Source organism: Collinsella sp. OM04-5 (genome assembly GCF_003439125.1).
Lineage (GTDB): Bacteria > Actinomycetota > Coriobacteriia > Coriobacteriales > Coriobacteriaceae > Collinsella.
The window spans coordinates 109379-130202 of record NZ_QSUU01000008.1; the positions used below are offsets into that span (position 1 = coordinate 109379).

Consider the following 20824-nt stretch of genomic DNA (forward strand, 5'->3'; position numbering starts at 1 on the left):
ATGGCTCAGCTGTGGTGGCGTCGCGCACCGATTGCTCCACTTTGAACTGCGTCGGACTCGCTGTTGTTCGAATCCCCTATCCCCTTTCGCTGGTTCGCGTTTTGCGCGAACTCCGCACTATTGGGGGTCAATTAGGCTTCCGTTGTTGGACCCGTCGCATCTTCCTTGCTCAACATCGCCCTCAGCTTCTCGAAGCTCTCCTCGCTCAGGCAATGCTCCATGTGGCAACCTTCTTGCGAGGCAACCTCTGCCGAAACGCCTGCTTCCTCGAGCAGCTCTACAAAAAAGCAGTGACGCTCCCACATTTGGCGGGCGACCTCAAGCCCTCGCTCCGTCAGGTGCACATCGCGCTTGCCCATTTCGACATAGCCGTTGCTTTCCAGCGTCGCCATGGCCTTGGAGACGCTTGCCTTGGTTACGCCAAGGTATTCGGCAACGTCAATCGAACGAACGGTACCCTGCCGTTCCGAGAGCACATAGATAGATTCGAGATAGTCTTCTCCAGATTCACGCAGGGCCATGGGCCGCCTTTCGCGATGGCTTCTAGTTAGCCTTTGGATACTTTTGCTTGATTTACTTTACCGCAAAAGTTGCCCATGTCTTACTACTTTGCCTAAAAGTTAGCCGTGTTTCACAAAACATGCGGGACGAAAACAAAATGGGGACGCCCCGCAAGGAGTGTCCCCAGCTGCCGGCAGAAAAGGAACGTCCCCAGATGCCGAATCCGCAGCTACAGCAGGCCAAAGTGTTTGGCGGCGTTGTAGATGCCGTCGTCGTCCACGGCGGTCGTCACGTAGGTCGCCACGGCCTTCACGGTATCCTGCGCGTTGCCCATGGCCACGCTCGTGCCCACGGCGGCAAACATCGACAGGTCGTTCTCGCCGTCGCCAAAGGCAATCGCCTCGCTCGCGTCGATGCCCAGGCGCTCCAGCGTCGCCGCCACACCCAGGTCCTTGCCGCCGTTTGCCGGAATAATGTCGCAGAACAGATCGCACCAGCGCGTAGTGAGCGAATGCGACACCGCATCGGTCACGATATGCTCGTCGGCCGGGTCCACAAAGGCGCAGAACTGGTAGACCGGTGCGTCAAAGGCGCGCTCAAACGGTTCCTCGTGGTAGACGATCCCCGCGTTGTTGCCGGCCGTCACCACGCGCTCGGACAGGCGGTTCACAAACGAGTTCTCGCCCTGCATACACAGCGAGTCGCAGCGTCCCTGCGCCACCTGGTCCACGATCACCGCAACGTCGTCCGGATCGATCGGGCAGCTGCGGTAAACCCCCTCGGCATCAAAGCAGTGCTGGCCCGAGAGCGTAATGTACGCATCCCAACCCAATTCGAACAGCCAATCGGGCATCTGATAGGTCGGGCGACCCGTGGCGATCACGCACGCAATCCCCTGCTCATGAAAGCTGTCGAGCACCTGCTGCGCCGACGCCGGAATCCGATGGGTCTTAAAGCTCAGCAACGTGCCGTCGATATCGAAAAACGCGGCCTTGATCATCCTCGCCTACTCCTCGCCCTCGAGCCTCTCGCTCGCCTCGAGCCACGCCAGCTCCAACTCGTCCATGGCGGCGTGGGCCTCGTCGATCTTTGCCTGCTGCTCGCCCAGCGCCGTGTAGTTGGTGGGGTCGACCTGAGCCATCGCGGCCTCGGCCTCCTCCACGCGGGCGCGCTGCGTCTCCATTTTGCGCTCGAGCGAGCTCACCTCGCGGCGAAGCTTCTGGCGTTCGGCGTTGGAAAGGCCATTGGGCTGGCCGCTCGACTTGGGCTTTTCGGCCGCAGCCGCCGCGGCACCGGTGTCAAACGTGCCGGTCTTGGCGCTCGGTGCACCCACGGGCTCGCCCTCGGCGGTGGCGTTGCACAGGCGCAGGTACTGGTCGACGCCGCCAGGCATATGCGTCAGATGGCCATCGAGCAGCGCCCACTGCTGGTCAGTCACGCGCTCCATCAAAAAGCGGTCGTGCGTCACCAGAATCAGCGTGCCGGGCCAGCCGTCGAGCAGGTCCTCGACAATCGCCAGCATATCGGTATCCAGGTCGTTGCCGGGCTCGTCCAAGATGAGCACGTTGGGTTCGTCCAGGATCGTCAGCAACAGCGACAGGCGACGGCGCTGGCCGCCCGAAAGATCGCCGATGCGGCTCCAGAGCTGCTGCGTCGTAAAGCCCAGACGCTCGCAGAGCTTCTCGGGTGAAGTCTCCTTGCCGTCAATGACGTAGTACTTCTTATAGTGGCTGAGCACCTCGCGGATCGTGTCGCCCATGTAGGGTTCGAGCTCCTCGAGCTGCTGCGACAGCACGCCAAAGCGCACCGTCTGGCCGATCTTCACGCGGCCGCGCAGGGGCGCGATCTTGCCCTGGATCACGTCGAGCAAAGTCGACTTGCCGGCGCCGTTCTCGCCCAAAAGACCATAGCGGTCGCCCGCACCAATGAGCCAGGTCACGTCGTTGAGCACCTGCTTGGGCGCGCCATCGGTATCCGCATAGCCGGCGTCCACGTCGACCACATCGATAACTTGCTTGCCCAGGCGGCTCACGGCCAGGCGCTTGAGCTCCAGCTCGTCACGCACGGGCGGCACGTCGGCGATCAGCTCGCGAGCGGCATCCACGCGAAACTTGGGCTTGGTGGAGCGCGCCTGGGCACCGCGGCTCAGCCACGCGAGCTCCTTACGTGCCATGTTGCGACGGCGCTCCTCGGTAACCGCGGCCATGCGGTCGCGTTCCACGCGCTGCAGGATATATGCCGAATAGCCGCCCTCGAAGGGATCGACCTGGCCGTCGTGAACCTCCCACATGCTGGTGCAGACCTCGTCCAAGAACCAGCGATCGTGCGTGACCACGAGCATCGCGCCCTGACCGCGCTGCCAGCGGGCCTTTAAGTGACGCGCAAGCCAGTTGATGGTGCGCATGTCCAGATGGTTGGTGGGCTCATCGAGCATGAGCACGTCATAGTCGCCGATCAGCAGGCGCGCGAGGTCCACGCGGCGGCGCTGACCGCCCGAGAGCTCGCCTACCATGCCCTCCCAGGGCACATCGCTAATAAGACCGGCCAGAATCTGGCGCGTACGGGGGCTCGACGCCCACTCGTACTCGGGGGCGTCACCCACAACGGCATGATGCACGGTATCGGTATCGACAAGCTGGTCCTTTTGGCCGAGTAGACCGATCGTGATGCCGCGGCGGTGCGTCACGCGTCCGTCATCGGGCTCCAGCGTGCCGGCGAGCACGCTCAGCAGCGTCGACTTGCCGTCGCCGTTTTTGCCGACAATACCAATACGGTCGCCCTCGTCCACGCCGAGCGTCACGCTATCGAAAATATGCTTGGTGGGAAACTCTAGGCTGACGGAATCGCATCCCAAAAGAATCGCCATATGCCCTGCTCCTTCGTAGAAATTCAACGTTCTCCATGATAGCGAAAACCACCACAAAGGGGACGGGCGCCTTCGTGGTGGTTTTGGGCAAGCGCACCAGCACACGACACAAAAAGGCGGGCCATCTCCCGCAAGAGATGACCCGCCTCTCCAATCAGTCCCGCGGCAACCGTGGCCGCCGCGGGCCTCAAGCATGTCCCGGACTAGGAGAACATGCCGGTGAGGTAATCATTCAGCCGCTTATCCTTGGGCCGTTGGAAAATCTCGTCGGTCTCGTCGTACTCGACCATATCGCCCATGTAGAAAAACGCCGTGCGGTTGGACACGCGCGACGCCTGCTCCATGTTGTGCGTCACGATGACGATGGCGCGGTCGGCCACGATCGACGACATGAGGTCCTCGATCGCCAGCGTCGAGATGGGGTCGAGCGCCGAGCAGGGCTCGTCAAACAGGATTACGTCGGGGTTGAGCGCCAGCGTGCGCGCAATGCACAGACGCTGCTGCTGACCGCCCGAAAGCGCGTAGGCGCTCTTGTCGAGCTTGTCTTTGACCTCGTCCCACAGCGCGGCGCCACGCAAGCTCTCCTCGACCATGCGGTCGAGCTCGTCACGGTCGGTGATGCCGTGGCGCTTGGGCGCAAAGGTGATGTTGTCGCGAATGGACTTGCGGAAGGGGTTTGGCTGCTGGAACACCATGCCGATGGAGCGACGCAGCTCGTACGTGTTCTCGGTCTTGGTGTTCACGTTGCGCCCGCGGTAGTTGATCTCGCCCTCCACGCGACAGCGGCGAATCTCGCGATTCATCAGGTTGAGGCTACGCAAGAAGGTCGACTTGCCGCAGCCCGAAGGCCCGATGAGCGCCGTGATCTCACCCTTGTGGAAGTCGAGCGACGTATTGTGCAGCGCATGGTGGTCGCCATAGTACACGTTGACGTCCTTGGCGGAGAGCACGACCTCGTCGCTCACGGCCTTGCCGCTCACGCGCACGCGCCTCTCGCTCTCCCCCACGCTCGACAGAAAGTCCTGGGGGGTGTCGGACGTGGCCGCCTCGGTTGCGGGCGTTGCATTCATATCGCTCATTCGGCCGTCATCTTCCTTGCCAGTTGCTTGCCCACGATACGGGCGACTACGTTAAACAGCAGCACGCAAATCATCAGCAGTGCCGCGGTGCCCCAGACGATCTGCTGGGCCTCGGGGCTGCCCTCGCCATAGATCTTGTAGATGTGCACGGCCAGCGACTCGCCGGGACGGAACACGTTCCAGGCGCAGGTGGGGCTCGACAGGTTAAAGCTCAAGAAGTTGAGGCGGACCGGCGAGCTCATGCCCGAGGTAAAGAGCAGCGCCGCGGCCTCGCCAAACACGCGGCCGGCCGAAAGCACGATGCCGGTCACGATGGCGGGCATGGCCTCGGGAATCAGGATGTGCAGTGTGGCCTCCCAGCGAGTGAGGCCCATGGCCAGGCACGCATCGCGCTGGGCTTGCGGCACGTCCTCGAGTGCCTGCTGGATCACGCGCACCAGGATGGGGATGTTGAACATGGTAAGCGCGACGGCGCCGGAGATGATGGAGTACTTCCAGCCCAGCTGCACCGAGAACACCAGAAAGCCGAACATGCCCACGACAATGGAGGGCAGCGAGGACAGCGTCTCGATGGCGGTGGAGGCGATGTCGCGGATGGGCCCATCGGGCGCGTACTCAACCAAAAAGACCGCGCCGCCCAGACTGATGGGCACCGAGATGACCAGGGTGATCAGCAGCAGATAGAACGAGTCGAACAGCTGGTAGAGCACGCCGCCCTGCGTTCCGTTGGCGCGTGCGGGCTGCGTGAGAAAGCCCGGCTGGAACAGCGTCGAGATACCCTCGAACAGGATGTAGGCCACCATGGAGACGACGATAAGCATGACGATGGCGACAATCGCCGTCAGCACGCCCGTGGCGATGCGGTCCTGCTTTTGGACACGCCCGAGTCTCGCCTCGTCGATGTGGATGCGCGTGCTAGCCACGAGCCTTCGCCCCCTTGCAGCCGATAAGGTGGATGATCAGGATAAAGATGAGGCTCATGCCCATCAGCAGCAGACCGAGCGCCCACAGAACGTCGTCCTGGGCCGAGCCCTCGGCATAGACCGCCATGGACGTGGTGAGCGTGGTGGTAATGGTCGAGGCAGGCGACAGCAGCGACGTCGGCATGGCCTCGATGCCGCCGATAACCATGCGCACGGCGAGCGTTTCGCCAAAGGCGCGGGTCATGCCAAGGATGACCGCGGTCATGAGCGACGGCATGGCGGACTTGAGCACCACGTGCCAGATGGTCTGCCAGCGGGTGTAGCCCAGCGCGAGCGAGCCCTGACGGTAGCTGTCGGGCACAGCGCGCAGGCCATCGACCGAAAGCGTGGTCATCGTCGGCAGAATCATGACTGCCAGCACGATAGCGCCGGGCAAGATACCCAGACCCGTGCTCACGTGGAAAACGCTCTTCATAAGACCGACGACCACGTGAAAACCGATCAGGCCAAAGACGACCGAGGGAATGCCGGTCAAAAGCTCAATCAGTGGTTGGAAGACCTTGGAACCAAACTTAGGCTGGATCTCGACCGCAAAGATGGCAGAGCCGATGGCGATGGGTAGCGCGATAAGCGTGGAGAGCACCATGACCGCAAACGAAGTGACGATCAGGGGCAGGGCGCCGGTATAGGGCAGACCGTTTTCGGCCGTGTTGGCCAGGTCCCACTTGGTGCCGGTAAAGAACTCGACGATCGAAACGCCGTCCTTGAGAAAAGCCGAGAGGCCCTTTTGGGCGACCATAAAGATGAGCGCGGCAACGACAAGCGTCACGAGCGCTACGCACGCGCCCGTGACGACTAGGCCCACGTTCTCAAGGTCGCGCTTTGGCAGCTGTTTTGCCATTGCAAACCTTTCCGGGGGCGATTACTTATTTAGAGGAGACCTTGCCGCTGGCGTCCTTGACGACCTTCATGGCAGAGACGGGGATAAAGCCCTGCTCCTCGACGAGCTTGCCCTGGACGTCGTCGGAGAGCATGAACTCCAGGAAGGCCTTGGTGGCCTCGTCGGCGTCCTTCGCGCAGTACATGTGCTCGGTAGCCCAAATCCTGAAGGAATCGTCGGTGACGTTTGCGCTCTTGGGCTCGACACCCTCGACCTTGATGGCGTTGAACTTGGAGTCGTCGAAGTGCGAGAAGTCGAGGTACGAGATGGCGTTGTCGGTGCTGCCCATCTGAGTCTGGACATCGCCGGACTTATCGAGCTCGGCGTCGCCCTTAAAGTCGACGGCCTCGTCGCCAAAGACGGCGGCCTCGAAGGTGGCGCGGGTGCCGGAGCCGGCCTTGCGGTTGAGAACGACGATCTTGGCGTCGTCACCGCCGACCTCCTTCCAGTTGGTGATCTGGCCGGAGAAGATGCCCTTGAGCTGCTCGAGGGACAGGTCGTCGACCTTCACGTTCTTGGAGACGACGGGACCCATGCCCACGACGGCAACCTCGTGGTCGACGAGGTTCTTGACCTGATCGGCCTCGAGCTTAGTCTCGGCGAAGACGTCGGAGTTACCGATGGTAACGGTGCCGGCGGCGACAGCGGTCAGGCCCTTGCCCGAACCGTTGCCCGAACCGGAGACGGAGACGTCGGGGTTGGCATCCATGAACTTCTCGGCAGCGGCCTCGACGAGAGCCTGGAACGAAGAGGCGCCGTCGTAGGTCACCTCGCCGGAGACGGACTCGGCAGCGGCGGCGCTACCCTTGTCGGCGGCGTCGGATGCACCGGAGACGCCACAACCAACGAGACCGAGACCGACGATGCTGGCAAGACCACCAGCGAGGCCGAGGAACTGACGACGAGAATAAGCCTGATCGAGCATGATCTTCCTTTCATACATGCGACTCGCGGGCACCCTGCCCGCTTTGCTGTATGGAAAGATACGTTCCCGACCAGGCAACGCCCGCGCCAACTGCTGTTTCTTACGGGCATTTGATAGACCCTTACCGCAAGTGCGGCCCAGCCTTTACAAACGAATAACAATCCAGCGTCGAACATGGCACACCTTTTACACCAATGAAAACGAAGTTGCGGTGAAATAGTTCCTGTTTGGCCATCAGGCAGCCTCTTTTAGGAACTATTCCACCGCAACTTAAAAAGCCCGGACGAAAGGGGTGCTAAGTTGTTAAAACGCCGCAGCCTTAAAGCTCCAGCTCGTTCAAGCGCAGGATTGCGACGATATAAATCTTGAGCGCCTGCTTGAGCTGTTCCTCGTTGGCGCACTCGTTGGGACCGTGCATCTGGCCGCCCCACTCGGGCAGCTCCAGACCGGTCTCCTCGGGGCCAAACGAGACGGCGCGGGCAAAGTTGCGCGCATACGTGCCGCCGCCCATGGCAAAGGGTTCGGCATGCTTGCCGGTGAACTCGTTATAGGTATCGATAAGCGCCTTCACGGCCGGATCGTCGGCAGACACCGAGAACGGCACCTTCGCGCGACCCAGCTGGCACGTCACGCCAAAACGGCCCACGAGCGGCTCGAGCTGCTCGCGGATGGTATCGGCACTCGTGCTGTCGGGGAAGCGCACGTCGATGACCTGCTCAATATGGCCATCCGCCACGCGGATGACGCCAGCGTTGCAGGTAAGCGGGCCAAACGCCGGACTCGTCGCATCGATACCTAGGCCGCGGCCATAGGCATCCGCATGCACAAAGGCCAGGAACTTGACGAACTCGTGCTCGGCAGGCGTCAGCAGGCGCTCGTCGCGTGCACCAAACGCGTCTTCGGCCTCGCGCAGATACGACACGATCAGGCCGACGGCGTTGATGGTGCCCTCAGGCATCGAAGCGTGGCCGCCAATACCGTGGGCGAAAATCTGCGCATGCCCGTTATCAAGCGCCGTGATCTCCAGGCGGTCGGCGTTCTCAACGGGCGCCGGCAGTTCATCGGCGGCAATCGCGAGCTCGCAGATGGACTGCGACGGAATGGCATTGCTCGCCTCGGAGCCGCTCCACGACACGATGCGCCCGCCGTCGATCTTGGGACTCACGAACGTCGCCCCAAACTGGCCCTTCTCGGCATTGCAGACCGGAAACTCGGCATCGGGCGTAAACAAAAAGTCGGGGTCTGCGTGGTTCTCCAGATAATGGTGAACGTCGGACATGCCCACTTCCTCATCGCAGCCCAGCAGCGCGCGGAAAGTATAGCGCGGGGTAATGCCGTGCTTGAGCAGATAGGCGCCGGCGTAGAGTGACAGCACCGCCGGACCCTTGTCGTCGATAACGCCGCGGCCGAGCAGCCAGCCCTCGCGACGCTCCAGCGCAAACGGGTCGGTGTTCCAACCCGGGCCGGCGGGCACCACGTCCACGTGGCAGATGGTCGCGAGCTGCTTGTCGCCGCGGCCAGGGATATCGGCAATGCCCACATAGCCCTCGTCGTCGCTCGTCTGATAGCCAAGCTTCTGCGCGATGCCGAGCGCACAGTCGAGCGCGTCACGGACCGGGCGGCCAAACGGCGCGCCGGGCTCTGCATCGGCAGAAACTGCCACGGACGGATAGCTCACCAGTTGCTCGATATCGGCGACGACATCTTCCCAGACCTCGTCAACATACTCGGCAACGCTCTGCTCCACCTGATTCATGGACGACCTCCTAACCCATGAGCGGCGATCACGCCCGCCCCTCACATTACGTCTATTAGATAGCGAAAAGTTTAGCAAGCTCGGCCACCGAGTGCACCACCGCATCGGCGCCCGCCGCCTCGTGCTCCCCCGGCGCCGCCGCACCCGAATAAATGCCGATGCACGGCACGCCCATCGCGTGCGCGCCCTCAACGTCGTTAAAACGGTCGCCGATCATCACGGCCTCGTCCGCGACCGCACCCAAGGCCGCCAACGCGTCGCGGACCGAATCGGCCTTGGTCTCGCGCCCCTGCGGCGGATTCATGCCAACCACCGCCTCAAACTGAGAAAGTCCCAGCTCTCCCACCATGTCGATACACTTCGCCTCCATGCGTGACGTTGCCACGGCCAAGCGATGTCCCTGCGCGACAAGGCCATCGAGCAGCTCGGGGATTCCGTCGAACACGGGATACTCTTCCGGTCCCAGCTCATCAAAAAAGGCACGGTACTCGTCAGCCACCACAAGCGACTCCTCGCGGGAGAAGCCATAAAAGTCGTGAAAGCTCTTCCACAGGGGCGGCCCGATCATGCGGCGCAGGTCACCCATCTGCGCCTCCGAAAACCCGCGCGCGGCCAACGTCTTGCGCGTCGAGGTCATCACCGCCCGGCCCGTATCGGCCACCGTGCCGTCAAAATCGAACAGCACAACCGGCCGCCTGCATATCTCCAACGCCTCCATCGGCATTCCTCTTCCCCAGTTGATGATTTCCACACCGACACTTCAAACTGTTGACTATTCAACAATTGAACCTAGAAATGTGGAATGACTCCACTATACTTGTCGCACTTTGCTCTCAGAAGGCGGCACGCAAGCGCCCCAATGAAAGGTGCAATTATGTCTTTTGCCATCATAACCGACTCCACGTCGGACATCTCCCCCGCCCGTGCTCAAGAGCTTGGCATTTACGTCATTCCGCTACATGTGATTATCGAGGGCGAGGACCTGCTCGACCAGGTGCAGATTACCGCCGAGGAATACGTCGCCCGCATGGCCGGCTCCGAGCAGCTGCCACACACCTCGCAGCCGAGCGCCGGCGAGTTCAAGGCACTCTTTGACCGCGTGCGCGCCGACGGCCACGATAGCGCGATCTTTATCTCGCTGTGCAGCGAATGGTCCGCCTGCTATTCCAACGCATGCCTGGTCGCCGAGACCCACGAGCTCGACGTGCGCTGCATCGATTCGCGCACTGGCTCGGGCGCCGAGGGCCTGCTGGTGGAGTACGCACTGGCCATGCGCGAAGACGGCCGCAGCTTGGACGAGACCGAGGCGCAGATCCGCGCGACGCTGCCCGACGCCCACCTGCTGCTGATTCCCCGCACGCTCGAGAACCTCGTTAAGAACGGCCGCGCGCCCAAGCTCGCCGGCCAGCTCACGCAGATGCTCAACATTCGCCTAGCCGTTTCGCCGGAGTGGCAGTCGGGCGAGATCAAGGCCATCAAAAAGGGCCGCGGCGCCAAGCGTATCGTCGCCAGCACCATGGCAGACTGCCTCACGTTTTTGGACGAGCACCCGGGCTCAAGCGTGCGCGTGCTCACGACCGGCGCCGCCGAGGAGCAGGAGCTCGTCAGCCAAGCGCTCGCGGGCCAAGACTACGTAGACGCCGGCACCGGCCCCATCGGCTGCATCATCGCCACCCATGTAGGCGTCGACGCAATAGCCATCAGCTACTGCCCCCACTACCAACCTGCCAATTAGGGACAGGTTTATTTTGGCAGGTTTTATCTGGGCAAACGTTAAACAGTAACAAAGGCTTGCCTGGCAAGATCGGACATGCCAAAGCCGTCGAACAACCGAAGTACACCCAGCCACAACAAAGCCATCACGCCGACGCGCCGCAACTCAAGGCGCGCCGGCGTCTTTTTAGGAGTCGCGGCGGAAAAGGGGCCGTTTTAGCCAAAAGGCCGCGAAACGCTTCCCATTACGCCGCAACTTCATTGCCGCCCAACCAGCCAATCGAGAAATTGGCGGCGATCGATGCTTTGTCCAACCCCCTTGCGATACCCTCTGGGCAAAAAATGGCAAATATGAGTACTGTTACCAGTTTAGTAACAGCGAAATCTGGCTGAATTTGCCGTCTTCCGCCAATTCCGAGCGTCATAAAGTCCCGAATCGCCATGTTTATAGGGTTGATTATATCCAATCCGAATCGATTGGTCTTAAATACTTTCCTGATGATATGTTACTGCTCAAACCACAGTACTCATATTTGCCATTTTTTGCCCACAGGGTCTATTCGAGGATAGTTTCCTGCGCCTCCAGCCCACCTCATGGCCGCCAAAACCCATTCAGCAACAGCTACCGCACATTTTGACATCAGCCAAACACCACTCACGGAGCTGTACTCCGCTATCGCCGAACCAAAATCAGAGCCGAGTCCCTTAAAAATCAAAATAACGTACCCTCATTTCAATGAACTCCGACAAGAACGGCATTTACATGAGCACCGTCACGCATCAATACGCCCTCATCGGGGGCACGCTATTCCAATTCAAGAAAATCGTCGCCCATGTATCGGAGCCGCACAGCCAAATCGTCATCTGCGGCAACGGTCCAGACATCCGTTACGCAACACTGGAAGAATGGGAGAAAGCTGGCGAATCTTTCGATAGACGGGCGCAGGTCGAGGGTGTCGTCACCAGTGCGAGCCCAGCGCGCGACAAACTCGAGCTCTTTCGCAATCTCTTTACTGGCCGCAAAGATGTTTACGCCCATGGGTACCGCAGAAAAGACGGGGGAATCGGCTATACGCCCGCCTGCGCAAACGAGTGGAAGTCAGGCATTTGTCCCAAAGCAAATCGTCAGAAAACCAAATGCGCTGAATGCGGCAACCGCGTCTTCCCCGAGTTGAGCGATACCGCGATCATCTCCCATTTCAAGGGCAGTGACGACAGACTCCGAGACGTCATAGGTCAATATGTTCTCGATAATGACAGCAACACAAAAGTCCTGGTCATCGACTTTGACGGAGCCGATTGGAAAGAAGCGACAAACGCCATTCGGCTTGTCGCAAAAAACCATGGAATCGATGCTGCAGTCGAGCGATCGAGATCAGGTAACGGCACACATGTCTGGTTTTTCTTCCTAGAGCTCACCAGCGCGAAGATCGCACGAGAATTTGGAAGCAGCCTTATCACCGAAGCGGCGGCGCTCAACAAGACAATCACCTTTGAAGCTTTTGACCGGATGCTGCCCGCACAGTCCACCATTCCTGAGGGAGGCTTTGGAAATCTCATAGCGCTGCCTTTTCAAGGAAAAGCGCAGCGAAAAGGGAACAGCGTATTTGTTGACGAGCAATTTGAGCCCTTTCCCGATCAATGGCTTTACCTTTCTCAAATCCAGTTAATCCCGCGCACGACGGTGCAAAATCTGATCGAGAGCATCGACAATAGGTCGCACGGAATAGCGGCTGCGACGGCGGCAAACACCGCCGCACCGCATTCCCAGAGGCCGCGAAAGCGGCTTCCGCTCACACCGCGGGACCTCCCGTCATCGCTGTCCGTCACGCAGGCCGATATGCTCTATATCCCCGAAAAATCTCTGAGTCCCGCAGCTCAAATGGAAGTCCGCAGGCTTGCAACATTTGCCAACCCAGAATTCTTCCGCGCGCAATCTATGCATCAATCGGTATTCGGCAAACCGCGGTACATAGACCTCAGCGAACTTAGAGACGGCTGCGTCGCGATTCCCAGAGGCTGCAAGACTCAGCTTGAGCGGCTGCTTCAAGAAGCCGGCGTTGCTGCCCACTATTCAGACAAGCGCCAGTCTGGAAATCCAATTGTAATGACATTTAAAGGGACTCTTCGCCCTGAACAGCAAATTGCCGCTGAACAAATGCTCGGCCATGAAGACGGGATCATGTCTGCACCGACGGGTTTCGGGAAAACCGTCATTGGAGCCTATCTTATTGCTGCCATCGGTCTTCCAGCGCTCGTCATCGTTCCCAAGACTGCGCTCATTGCCCAATGGAAAACCCAGCTCGAACGATTTCTCGACATCACGGACAACAGAGAGCCCGTCCGAACCCCAAAAGGACGAATCAGCAAAAGGCAGCCTCCGCTCATTGGTCAAATCGGAGGAGGCAAAACCGCCATAAGCCATCTCATCGACGTTGCTTCATTCCAGTCTTTGTCCAGCAAGGACCCCCAGACCGAAGAACCAATAGCCAAGGAGTTCGTTCGTGATTACGGCCTCATCATCTGTGATGAATGTCACCATGCAGCCGCACCACAGCTTGAGCTCGTCCTCAAGTCCGCTCCAGCCAAATATGTATACGGCCTTTCCGCGACGCCCGAACGCTCGGACGGACTCACGCGAGCACTCTCAATGCTCTGCGGCCCGCTTCGCCATGCCATTGATCCAAAAACGCAAGCAATCCAACAGGGAATTCAGCGCGTTGTTAGGCCGCGTTTTACCGGAGTTCGACTACCCGCCTACGAACCAGGGGCGTCCTTTAATCAAGTTCTCGATCTCCTGTGTGCGCACACAGCGAGAAACGAAGCAATTGTCGACGATGCCCTCGAGACCGCGTCAAACGGTCGACATCCGCTTGTGCTATCCAAAAGGAAAAAACATGCCGAAGAGCTATGTAGGCTGCTTCAAAGCCGCGGACACGAACCTATACTCTTAACCGGAGAAATCGACGCCAAAGAAAGAAAGGCAATACTGAACAGCCTTCCCGGCTTCGAGCATGAGCATCGAATTATCATCGCAACCGAAGGCCTTCTGAGCGAGGGTTTCGACCTGTCTTACCTTGACACTCTGCTCATTGCCACACCGATATCTTGGGACGGCAGCATAACGCAGCAGGCAGGCAGACTACATAGAAGTCACGAGGGCAAGCAGCGGGTTGAGATATTCGACTATGTTGATTTGTCGATACCCATGCTCGCGCGTATGTACCAGAAGAGACTCAAGACCTACGCAAAGCTAGGATATGAAGTCTTTGCAGCAAATGACAACAAACGGGCCGATCAAAACATCCTCGTTAGGCCGGCAAGGGCCGTGGAGGCCTTAGCGGATGACATCGCGCGCGCAACGAAAAGCATTTTTATTGCCGCGCCCTACGCATCCGCTGCATGCCTCGCAAAGCTCGCTGCCGTACTCACAGGCGCCGCCGCCCGTGGGATTGCCCTTGAGATTTCAATTGCCTCGACTCCGCACAATGACGTGAAAGCGATTTTTACCGAGATGAACGTCGACTATTCCATCAAAGCCGAAGGGCGCCTGTGCGCGTCAGTAATTGACGAGGAAACCGTCTGGTACGGAACCATTCCATTACTGGCCTTTCCTAAGAAAGAGGACTGCAGCATCCGTTTCAAAAGCAGCGAAGTTGCAGCCGAACTTTTAAGCGAAATCCAGCGAAGAGGAGAACCGGAGGTCGCAGCCACGAACGGGACGTCTCCAACAGTTACGGTGGAATAGGGGCCATTTTTGGCCAATCGGCCGCGAATCAATCCCTATTCCCCCGCGAATCATAAGCGAGCAATCAGCCCTGCGGGCCCTGGAATAGTTCCTCATGCGAGCCCATTCTGACCAGCCGGATCACAGGATTAGTCTTATGCGGCAAGTAGAGAACGACCACATCGACCAAGCCATCGGATAGATGGAAATCGATGTGGCCGTTGTAGTTGCCGCCCGGGTTTGAAAGCTCGTGGGCACCATATTCCGCGGGAAGCGAGCCGTGAGCCGCAAGCTCTGCGACTGCCGCCTTAAACTCGGTTTTTAGCTGCGGATGGATGCGCATCGTCCGTTTGTAATCCGCCTTAAACTGAGCCTCGACCTTAATCTCAAACATCGCTAGTCCTCATCGAGGAATGATATAAGCTCATCAGCGTTATTGAATGACGGGCTGTCGTCCGGCAGAATCCCCAACTCATGAGCTTCGGCGATCACCATGGCACGCCTCGTTGCCTCGTTGGGCACCTCCGCCCTTCCTACGATCTCAAAAGGAATCTTTCGTTGATTTACCAGCTGCCGAACAGCAAGGTTGAGATACGAATTGAGACTCAGACCAACCGTATCCAAGAACTCAGTCGCCTGTTCCTTGAGCCCCTCTTCGATGCGAACCGTCGTAGGCTTAACCGTTGCAGTAGACATACGCGACCTCCTCGCCTCGTCTTTTGCATCAGTATACCCAATTTCGATGGCAGTCTGATGTTAAATAGCATCAGTATGCCGTTCACATTGCTATAACAACAGTCACAGCACCCTACATCAGCCCGCTCAGGGCAATGTCAACGGCCTCGTTGAGGTCGTCGGCGATGTGCACCAGCTCCGGATCGAGCGGGCTAATCATACCGGCGTCCATCACCGGGCCGTTGAGCCAGTCGAACAGGCCCTGCCAGTACTCGGTTCCCACCAAAACGAGCGGCATGCGCTTGACCTTGTGCGTCTGTACCAGCGTGAGCACCTCGAACATCTCGTCGAGCGTACCAAAGCCACCAGGAAACACGATGGCGCCCGAGCTGTATTTGACGAACATGGTCTTGCGCACAAAGAAGTAACGGAAGTCCATGCCAAGGTTCACGTATTTGTTGAGCCCGTGCTCGTGCGGCAGCTCGATACCCAAGCCGACCGACTTGCCGTTGACACTCGCCGCTCCCCTGTTGGCCGCTTCCATGATGCCGGGGCCGCCGCCGGTGATGACCGCCACGCCACGTTGCGCGATCTTGCGCCCGACGGTACGCGCCGCCTTGTAGAGCGGATCGGTCTTGGGCGTGCGGGCGCTACCGAAGATGGTCACCGCAGGACCAAGCTCGGCAAGCGCGCCAAAACCATCGACAAACTCTGCCTGGATGCGCAGCACGCGCCACGGATCAGCATGCAGCCAGTCGGTCGAGTCCTCGGGCGCCAGCAGGTTGGCGTAGGTATTGTCCTTGGGAATCATGGGGCCGCGCATGACCACGGGGCCGCGGCGGTACGTCTCGTCGTAGGCTGGCTCGCCCTCGACATTCTCGTTCTTAATCATGGGTACTCCTATCGAGAAAAAGAAAAACGGGCGGGGTCGACGCCATGCGCCAAACACCCGCCCGAACATCAACTATTCGGGATGGTACCCACGATGCATCAAGTGCTTGCAAGCTATCGGTCATCGGTCGCGCAGACGGTGTTAGCGAACGTGATGACCGGCCGGTGCTCGCCCCTTGCCATTGCCCGCGCTCTGCAAGCGCCCGCGCCGCTCTTAGTAGTCCACCGCCGCAGGGCTGTTCATCCAGTCGCTCACAAACGCGCCGTAGCGGCCCTCGATAATGGCCTGACGGGCACGCTGCATAAGGTTGAGCAGGTAATAGATGTTGTGCATCGACAGCAGAATACCGCCGAGCATCTCCTTCTGCGTGACCATGTGACGGATGAGCGCGCGGCTGTAGCCGCCCGTGCACACCGGGCAGGTGCAGGTGGGATCGATGGGGCCGTCGTCGTGCGCAAAGCGCGCGTTGCGGAAGTTAAGGCGACCTTCACTGGAGAACGCCGTACCCATGCGGCCGGTGCGCGTCGGCAGCACGCAGTCGAACATGTCGATGCCCACGCCAACGCCGCGCACGAGCGTGGTAGGGTTGCCGACGCCCATGAGGTAGCGCGGCTTGTGCTTAGGCATATACTCGGAAACCAGCGGCGCCAGTGTCTCGAACATGGTCTCGTGGTCCTCGCCCACCGAGTAGCCGCCGATGCCGTAACCGGGGAAGTCGCCGCACTCCTCCAGGTGGCGCAGCGATCGCAGGCGCAGATCCAGATGCATGCCACCCTGAACGATGCCAAAAAGTGCCTGGTCATCACGGGTATGAGCCTTGTAGCAGCGCTCGGCCCACATACTCGACAGCTCCACGGCGCGCTCGACATAGGCACGCGTGGCAGGATAGCCGGGGCACTGGTCGAGCTGCATGCAAATGTCGGAACCGAGCTTCATGGCGATTTCCATGTTGTCCTCGGGCGTCCAGAACACGTGGCGACCGTCGTAGTCGTTGACGATAAAGCGCACGCCCTCGTCGGTGAGCTTGACGGCGTCGTTATGGCTAAAGACCTGGAATCCGCCCGAGTCGGTGAGGATGGGGCCGTGCCAGTTCATGAACTTATGCAGTCCGCCCAGCTCGGCGATGGTGTCCTCGCCGGGGCGCATGGACAGGTGATAGGTGTTGGCAAGCACGATCTGGGCGCCGAGCTGCTTGACGGTCTCGGTGGGAATACCCTTGACGTTTGCCTTGGTGCCCACGGGCATAAAGATCGGCGTCTCGATGTCACCGTGCGGGGTGTGCAACACGCCGGCACGCGCGTGCGTCGTAGGGTCCTCGGCGATCAGGTCGAATTTAAAAAGGTTCTGGTCCATAAACTGGAACTCCTTGGTTGCGGTTCATACGCAAACCATTATACGGGCAACCCGCAAGAAGCACCGACTCGACAGAAACTAGTGCATTAGGATCAGGTTCCCGCGCTAGTCGTTGGGGACGTTCTTAAACGACTAGACGTTGGGGACAGCCTTCAGCGCCATCTTGCAAAGGAGTGTCCCAATCTGCCGGCACTTAGGGACTGTCCCCAACTGCCGACAACGCCGATGCTCTGGTAACGCCGATGCTCTGACAACATCAGCGAGCGGTCGCCAGGGCGAACAAATTGGCATGAAAAGAGGGCGGCATAGACCTTCTGGTCATGCCGCCCTCTTTGAATGACAAGTTGTCGCTCTGGTGACCGCGCAGCGTCGGCCGGTCCGCCGTTCGGTAGAACGGCGGAACCCCTAAGGACGCTGGCCCATGCCACCCTCGAGGGTGACGGTCTCGCCGTTCATATACTTAAAGTCGGGACCGCAGAGCTGAACGACAACGCGGCCGATTTCCTTCTCGACGTCGCCGTAGTGGCCTGCCGGCGGCATGTGGACGTTGGCCTTGAACGCCTCGGGATAGGCATCCTGGAAGTTCTCGAGCGCGGCGGTCCAAGCAAGCGGGCAAACGATATTGACGTTGATGCCGTCCTTGCCCCACTCGTTGGCGGCAACGCGAGTCAGACCACGGATGCCTTCCTTGGCGGCGGCATAGCTGCACTGGCCGTAGTTGCCAAACAGGCCGGCGCCCGAAGCAAAGTTGACCACGGAGCCCTTGGTCTCCTTCAGGTGCGGATAGGCCTTCTGCATGTACAGGTAGGTGGCATACAGGCCAGAGTAAATGGCCAGGTTAAACTGATCCATGGTGTGATCGGCAATGGTCACGCCCGAGGCGCTGGCCTGAGCGTTGTTGACGACGGCGTCGATGCGGCCGAACTCCTCAATAGCCTTGTCGATGACGTTCTGGACGACGGCCTCGTTGTCCTGACCAGCCGAGACATCGGCCTGAACAGGCAGAACCTTGACGCCGTACTCGGCCTCGAGGGATTCCTTGGCAGCCTCGAGCTTGGCAACGTTGCGGCCGGTAATGACGAGGTTTGCGCCCTCCTTGGCAAAAGCGATATCGATACCGTAGCCGATGGAGCCAGCGGAGCCGTCCTTGAGCGTGGCCTTGCCACCGCCGGTGACGATCACGGTCTTACCAGTGAAAAGTCCCATATAAAGTCCTTTCAAATCGCGACGGGCGCACCCGCCGACTGCGCGCATCCAAATAAACGCGACAAAAGCTGAAATGCAACTTTAACGGGTTCAAGTGAAAAGAAAAGGCCTCGGCAGGCGAACGGCATAACGTCTTTCGGCGAAGGGATTGTCAAGTACAAACTGGATAAAGTGGCCGAGTTTTTGCTATCGACGCGAGCCATCGAACACGTTTTGAAACTTTGCTGCAGCGCGCGGGATGTCGGCGCGAGACTTTATCATAGGGTGACAAACAACGATGAGGAGCACATGCCTATGACAGACGAGCTGGACCCCCAGACTCAACAGCATATTGATGATTCCGCAGACGTCACTGCAGATGCTGATGCTGTGACCTGCGATGATATTGGCCTCGACGACCCCATCTTAGACGAAAGCGCTACGGCGGAAACCCCCGGCGCCGAAGATGCAGGCGAGCAAAACGACGATGCGCCCGCTCAGGACGACCACCCCGTACAGGATGCTGCTCCGCAAGCTGCGGGCCCTATCGAGGTTTCTTCGGAAGAAGAGCTCGACGCCGTCATGGACTCCATGATGGATGCCGTCAAAGCGATGAAAGACGCCGTGGCCGACGCTGACGTTGACGCCGAGGAAGAGGAGGCCGCCGAGGCAGCCTCGACCTTCGTACCCGGCGAGACTCCGGTTGCCGACCAGGGCAGCACCATGCCCTCGTTTCTGCAGCTCGAGCATCCCACGATTGGCGCCGATGCGGTCGACCCGCACGCAGCAGGCTTTTCTGTAATCGAGGGCGGTACCGGCAATATCGCCGTGCCGCAGGCTGCCGATGCGGACGCTGCCGACACCGCTCGCCCGACCGCCCCGCACTCCTCCGCCGCGAGCCGCGATCTGGGGACCGCTGTCTCGAACACTGCGAACGCCGTGGGTACCTTTATCGCCCAGGGCGCCTCGGCCATGCGCGAGATGAACGCCGCGAAAAAGGCACTTGCCGATGCCCGCGCCCACCTGGCCGAACTTGAGCAGCGCATTGCCGATCAGGCCGAGGAACTCGAGACGCGCCAGGATATCGCAGGCCGCTACGACCAGATCGTCGCCGACCAGCGCCAGGCGATTGCCACGGCCCAAAAGACTGCAGCGGCCGCCGAGATTGACCGTGATGCCCACACCTCCAAAGCGACAGAGCTCAAGGGTCAGCTCGAACAAATGAAGACAGAGGATGACGCGACTGAGCTCCGCCTGAAGGCCGCGCTCGACGCCGTGGAGGCCCGCGAGGCGAGCTCACGCGAGACCGGCAACCGCCTCGTTCGACGTCTTGAGGATTCCAAGCGCATCCGCGACAAGGTGAAGGCAGAGCGAGACGCCGGCATTGCCGCCGCACAACAAACCGTCGACGCCACGCGCGCCCAGCTCGAGACGCTGCGTCATGAGTATGCCGAGCTGCAACGCAATCCCTCGGCAAATCCCGCCAACTATACGGTGCGCACCAGCGAGCTCTCGATGCAGATTTCCGACACGGCAGATGCCCTGCGTAAAGCCGAAGAAGATGTCCCGCGCATCACCGCCGACCTTGAGCACTCGCTTGCCGCAGCCGAGCAGGCCGTCGAGCAGGCTCAAGCCCCTATCGCCGGCGCAAAACGCGCGCACCAAGCCGTGACGACCGAAGCCGATGCCGCGCGCGACGAGCTGCAGACGGCGAAGACCGCCGCCGAGACTCGTCAGCGCGAACTGCGCGAGAAGATCGCTGCCGAGGACAAGGCACGCCGCGACCAGGAGCAGACCATCGCCAACGCCCAAACAGATGCCGCACATGCGCAGTCGATCATCGAACAGGCGACCGAGGTGCACGACCACCCAGAGATCACTGAGTCGCTTGCAGGATCCTTGGCCCGAGACAAAGCCGAACACACCGAGACCGAGCGAGAAGTCGCCCAGCTCGAGGCCACCGAGGACGCGGTGCGCGAGCGTACCCGCGACTCACGCATCAAATTCACCGGCGCCATCGTCTGCATCGTTGCCGTAGTTCTCGTGATCATCTTGATCTGGCTGTTCGCGAGCAAGTAACCACTCCCCAACGATTACAAGGACTGTCCCCAGGTGCCGGCACATAAGGAACGTCCCCAAGTGCCAACAAAGGCGACGCCGATGTTTTGGCGCGGACAGCGAAAACCCGCTAGAGCGGCATCCTCTTGACAACCAAAGAAATGCCGGTGTTTTGGCAACGACAGACACTATGACCCAATCCAGGGGCACGGAAACGACAGGAGCCCCCGC

At 60.0% G+C, this 20824-nt stretch carries 17 protein-coding genes; 3 read left to right on the forward strand and 14 right to left on the reverse strand.

Annotated elements, in window-relative coordinates:
- Positions 1 to 131: 131 nt before the first annotated feature.
- The 9 genes from DXB53_RS06320 to DXB53_RS06360 form a co-directional block, all read right to left on the reverse strand.
- Positions 132 to 521: a metal-dependent transcriptional regulator gene (locus DXB53_RS06320; RefSeq protein ID WP_117583779.1), complete on the reverse strand. Its 390-nt coding sequence runs from the start codon at positions 519 to 521 to the stop codon at positions 132 to 134.
- Positions 522 to 730: 209 nt separating this feature from the next.
- Positions 731 to 1501, reverse strand: a complete 771-nt coding sequence (locus DXB53_RS06325) for a Cof-type HAD-IIB family hydrolase (RefSeq protein WP_117583780.1) — start codon at positions 1499 to 1501, stop codon at positions 731 to 733.
- 6 nt (positions 1502 to 1507) lie between these two features.
- Positions 1508 to 3367 carry an ABC-F family ATP-binding cassette domain-containing protein gene (locus tag DXB53_RS06330; protein ID WP_117583781.1) on the reverse strand — a complete coding sequence of 620 codons (1860 nt, stop codon included), beginning with the start codon at positions 3365 to 3367 and terminating at the stop codon, positions 1508 to 1510.
- Between the two features lie 203 nt (positions 3368 to 3570).
- Entirely contained in the window at positions 3571 to 4446 is an 876-nt protein-coding gene (gene pstB / locus DXB53_RS06335) for a phosphate ABC transporter ATP-binding protein PstB (protein ID WP_117564461.1), read from the reverse strand.
- The gene (gene pstA, locus DXB53_RS06340; protein WP_117583782.1) at positions 4443 to 5369 is read right to left on the reverse strand and encodes a phosphate ABC transporter permease PstA; all 927 of its coding nucleotides are present in this window, start codon (positions 5367 to 5369) and stop codon (positions 4443 to 4445) included. The genes pstB and pstA overlap by 4 nt, the downstream gene beginning before the upstream one ends.
- Positions 5362 to 6270, reverse strand: a complete 909-nt coding sequence (gene pstC, locus DXB53_RS06345) for a phosphate ABC transporter permease subunit PstC (protein ID WP_117583783.1) — start codon at positions 6268 to 6270, stop codon at positions 5362 to 5364. The genes pstA and pstC overlap by 8 nt, the downstream gene beginning before the upstream one ends.
- A 25-nt stretch (positions 6271 to 6295) precedes the next feature.
- Positions 6296 to 7234, reverse strand: a complete 939-nt coding sequence (locus tag DXB53_RS06350; protein WP_117583784.1) for a phosphate ABC transporter substrate-binding protein — start codon at positions 7232 to 7234, stop codon at positions 6296 to 6298.
- Between the two features lie 319 nt (positions 7235 to 7553).
- Positions 7554 to 8990 carry a M20 family metallopeptidase gene (locus tag DXB53_RS06355; RefSeq protein WP_117583785.1) on the reverse strand — a complete coding sequence of 479 codons (1437 nt, stop codon included), beginning with the start codon at positions 8988 to 8990 and terminating at the stop codon, positions 7554 to 7556.
- Between the two features lie 55 nt (positions 8991 to 9045).
- Complete coding sequence (locus tag DXB53_RS06360) at positions 9046 to 9741, reverse strand: HAD hydrolase-like protein (RefSeq protein ID WP_233503828.1); 696 nt, start codon at positions 9739 to 9741, stop codon at positions 9046 to 9048.
- A 123-nt stretch (positions 9742 to 9864) separates the two neighbouring features.
- Here DXB53_RS06360 and DXB53_RS06365 point away from each other — a divergent pair, with 123 nt between their 5' ends.
- Complete coding sequence (locus DXB53_RS06365; RefSeq protein ID WP_158556505.1) at positions 9865 to 10725, forward strand: DegV family protein; 861 nt, start codon at positions 9865 to 9867, stop codon at positions 10723 to 10725.
- 741 nt (positions 10726 to 11466) lie between these two features.
- Positions 11467 to 14451, forward strand: coding sequence for a DEAD/DEAH box helicase family protein (locus tag DXB53_RS06375; protein WP_158549276.1), 2985 nt, complete (start codon positions 11467 to 11469; stop codon positions 14449 to 14451).
- Positions 14452 to 14515: 64 nt separating this feature from the next.
- Here the strand turns inward: DXB53_RS06375 and DXB53_RS06380 are convergent, their stop codons facing one another.
- From DXB53_RS06380 to DXB53_RS06400, 5 genes are all read right to left on the reverse strand, one after another.
- Complete coding sequence (locus tag DXB53_RS06380) at positions 14516 to 14824, reverse strand: type II toxin-antitoxin system YafQ family toxin (RefSeq protein WP_117583790.1); 309 nt, start codon at positions 14822 to 14824, stop codon at positions 14516 to 14518.
- Positions 14825 to 14826: 2 nt separating this feature from the next.
- Positions 14827 to 15126 carry a type II toxin-antitoxin system RelB/DinJ family antitoxin gene (locus tag DXB53_RS06385; RefSeq protein WP_117583791.1) on the reverse strand — a complete coding sequence of 100 codons (300 nt, stop codon included), beginning with the start codon at positions 15124 to 15126 and terminating at the stop codon, positions 14827 to 14829.
- A gap of 112 nt (positions 15127 to 15238) precedes the next feature.
- On the reverse strand, positions 15239 to 15997 hold the full coding sequence (locus DXB53_RS06390; protein WP_117583792.1) for a TIGR00730 family Rossman fold protein: 759 nt from the start codon (positions 15995 to 15997) through the stop codon (positions 15239 to 15241).
- A gap of 213 nt (positions 15998 to 16210) precedes the next feature.
- On the reverse strand, positions 16211 to 17350 hold the full coding sequence (gene tgt / locus DXB53_RS06395; RefSeq protein ID WP_022093813.1) for a tRNA guanosine(34) transglycosylase Tgt: 1140 nt from the start codon (positions 17348 to 17350) through the stop codon (positions 16211 to 16213).
- A gap of 405 nt (positions 17351 to 17755) precedes the next feature.
- Positions 17756 to 18556, reverse strand: a complete 801-nt coding sequence (locus tag DXB53_RS06400; RefSeq protein ID WP_006235414.1) for an SDR family NAD(P)-dependent oxidoreductase — start codon at positions 18554 to 18556, stop codon at positions 17756 to 17758.
- A gap of 294 nt (positions 18557 to 18850) precedes the next feature.
- Between DXB53_RS06400 and DXB53_RS06405 the strand changes: the two genes are divergently transcribed.
- Complete coding sequence (locus DXB53_RS06405; RefSeq protein WP_117583793.1) at positions 18851 to 20614, forward strand: hypothetical protein; 1764 nt, start codon at positions 18851 to 18853, stop codon at positions 20612 to 20614.
- Positions 20615 to 20824 lie beyond the last annotated feature (210 nt).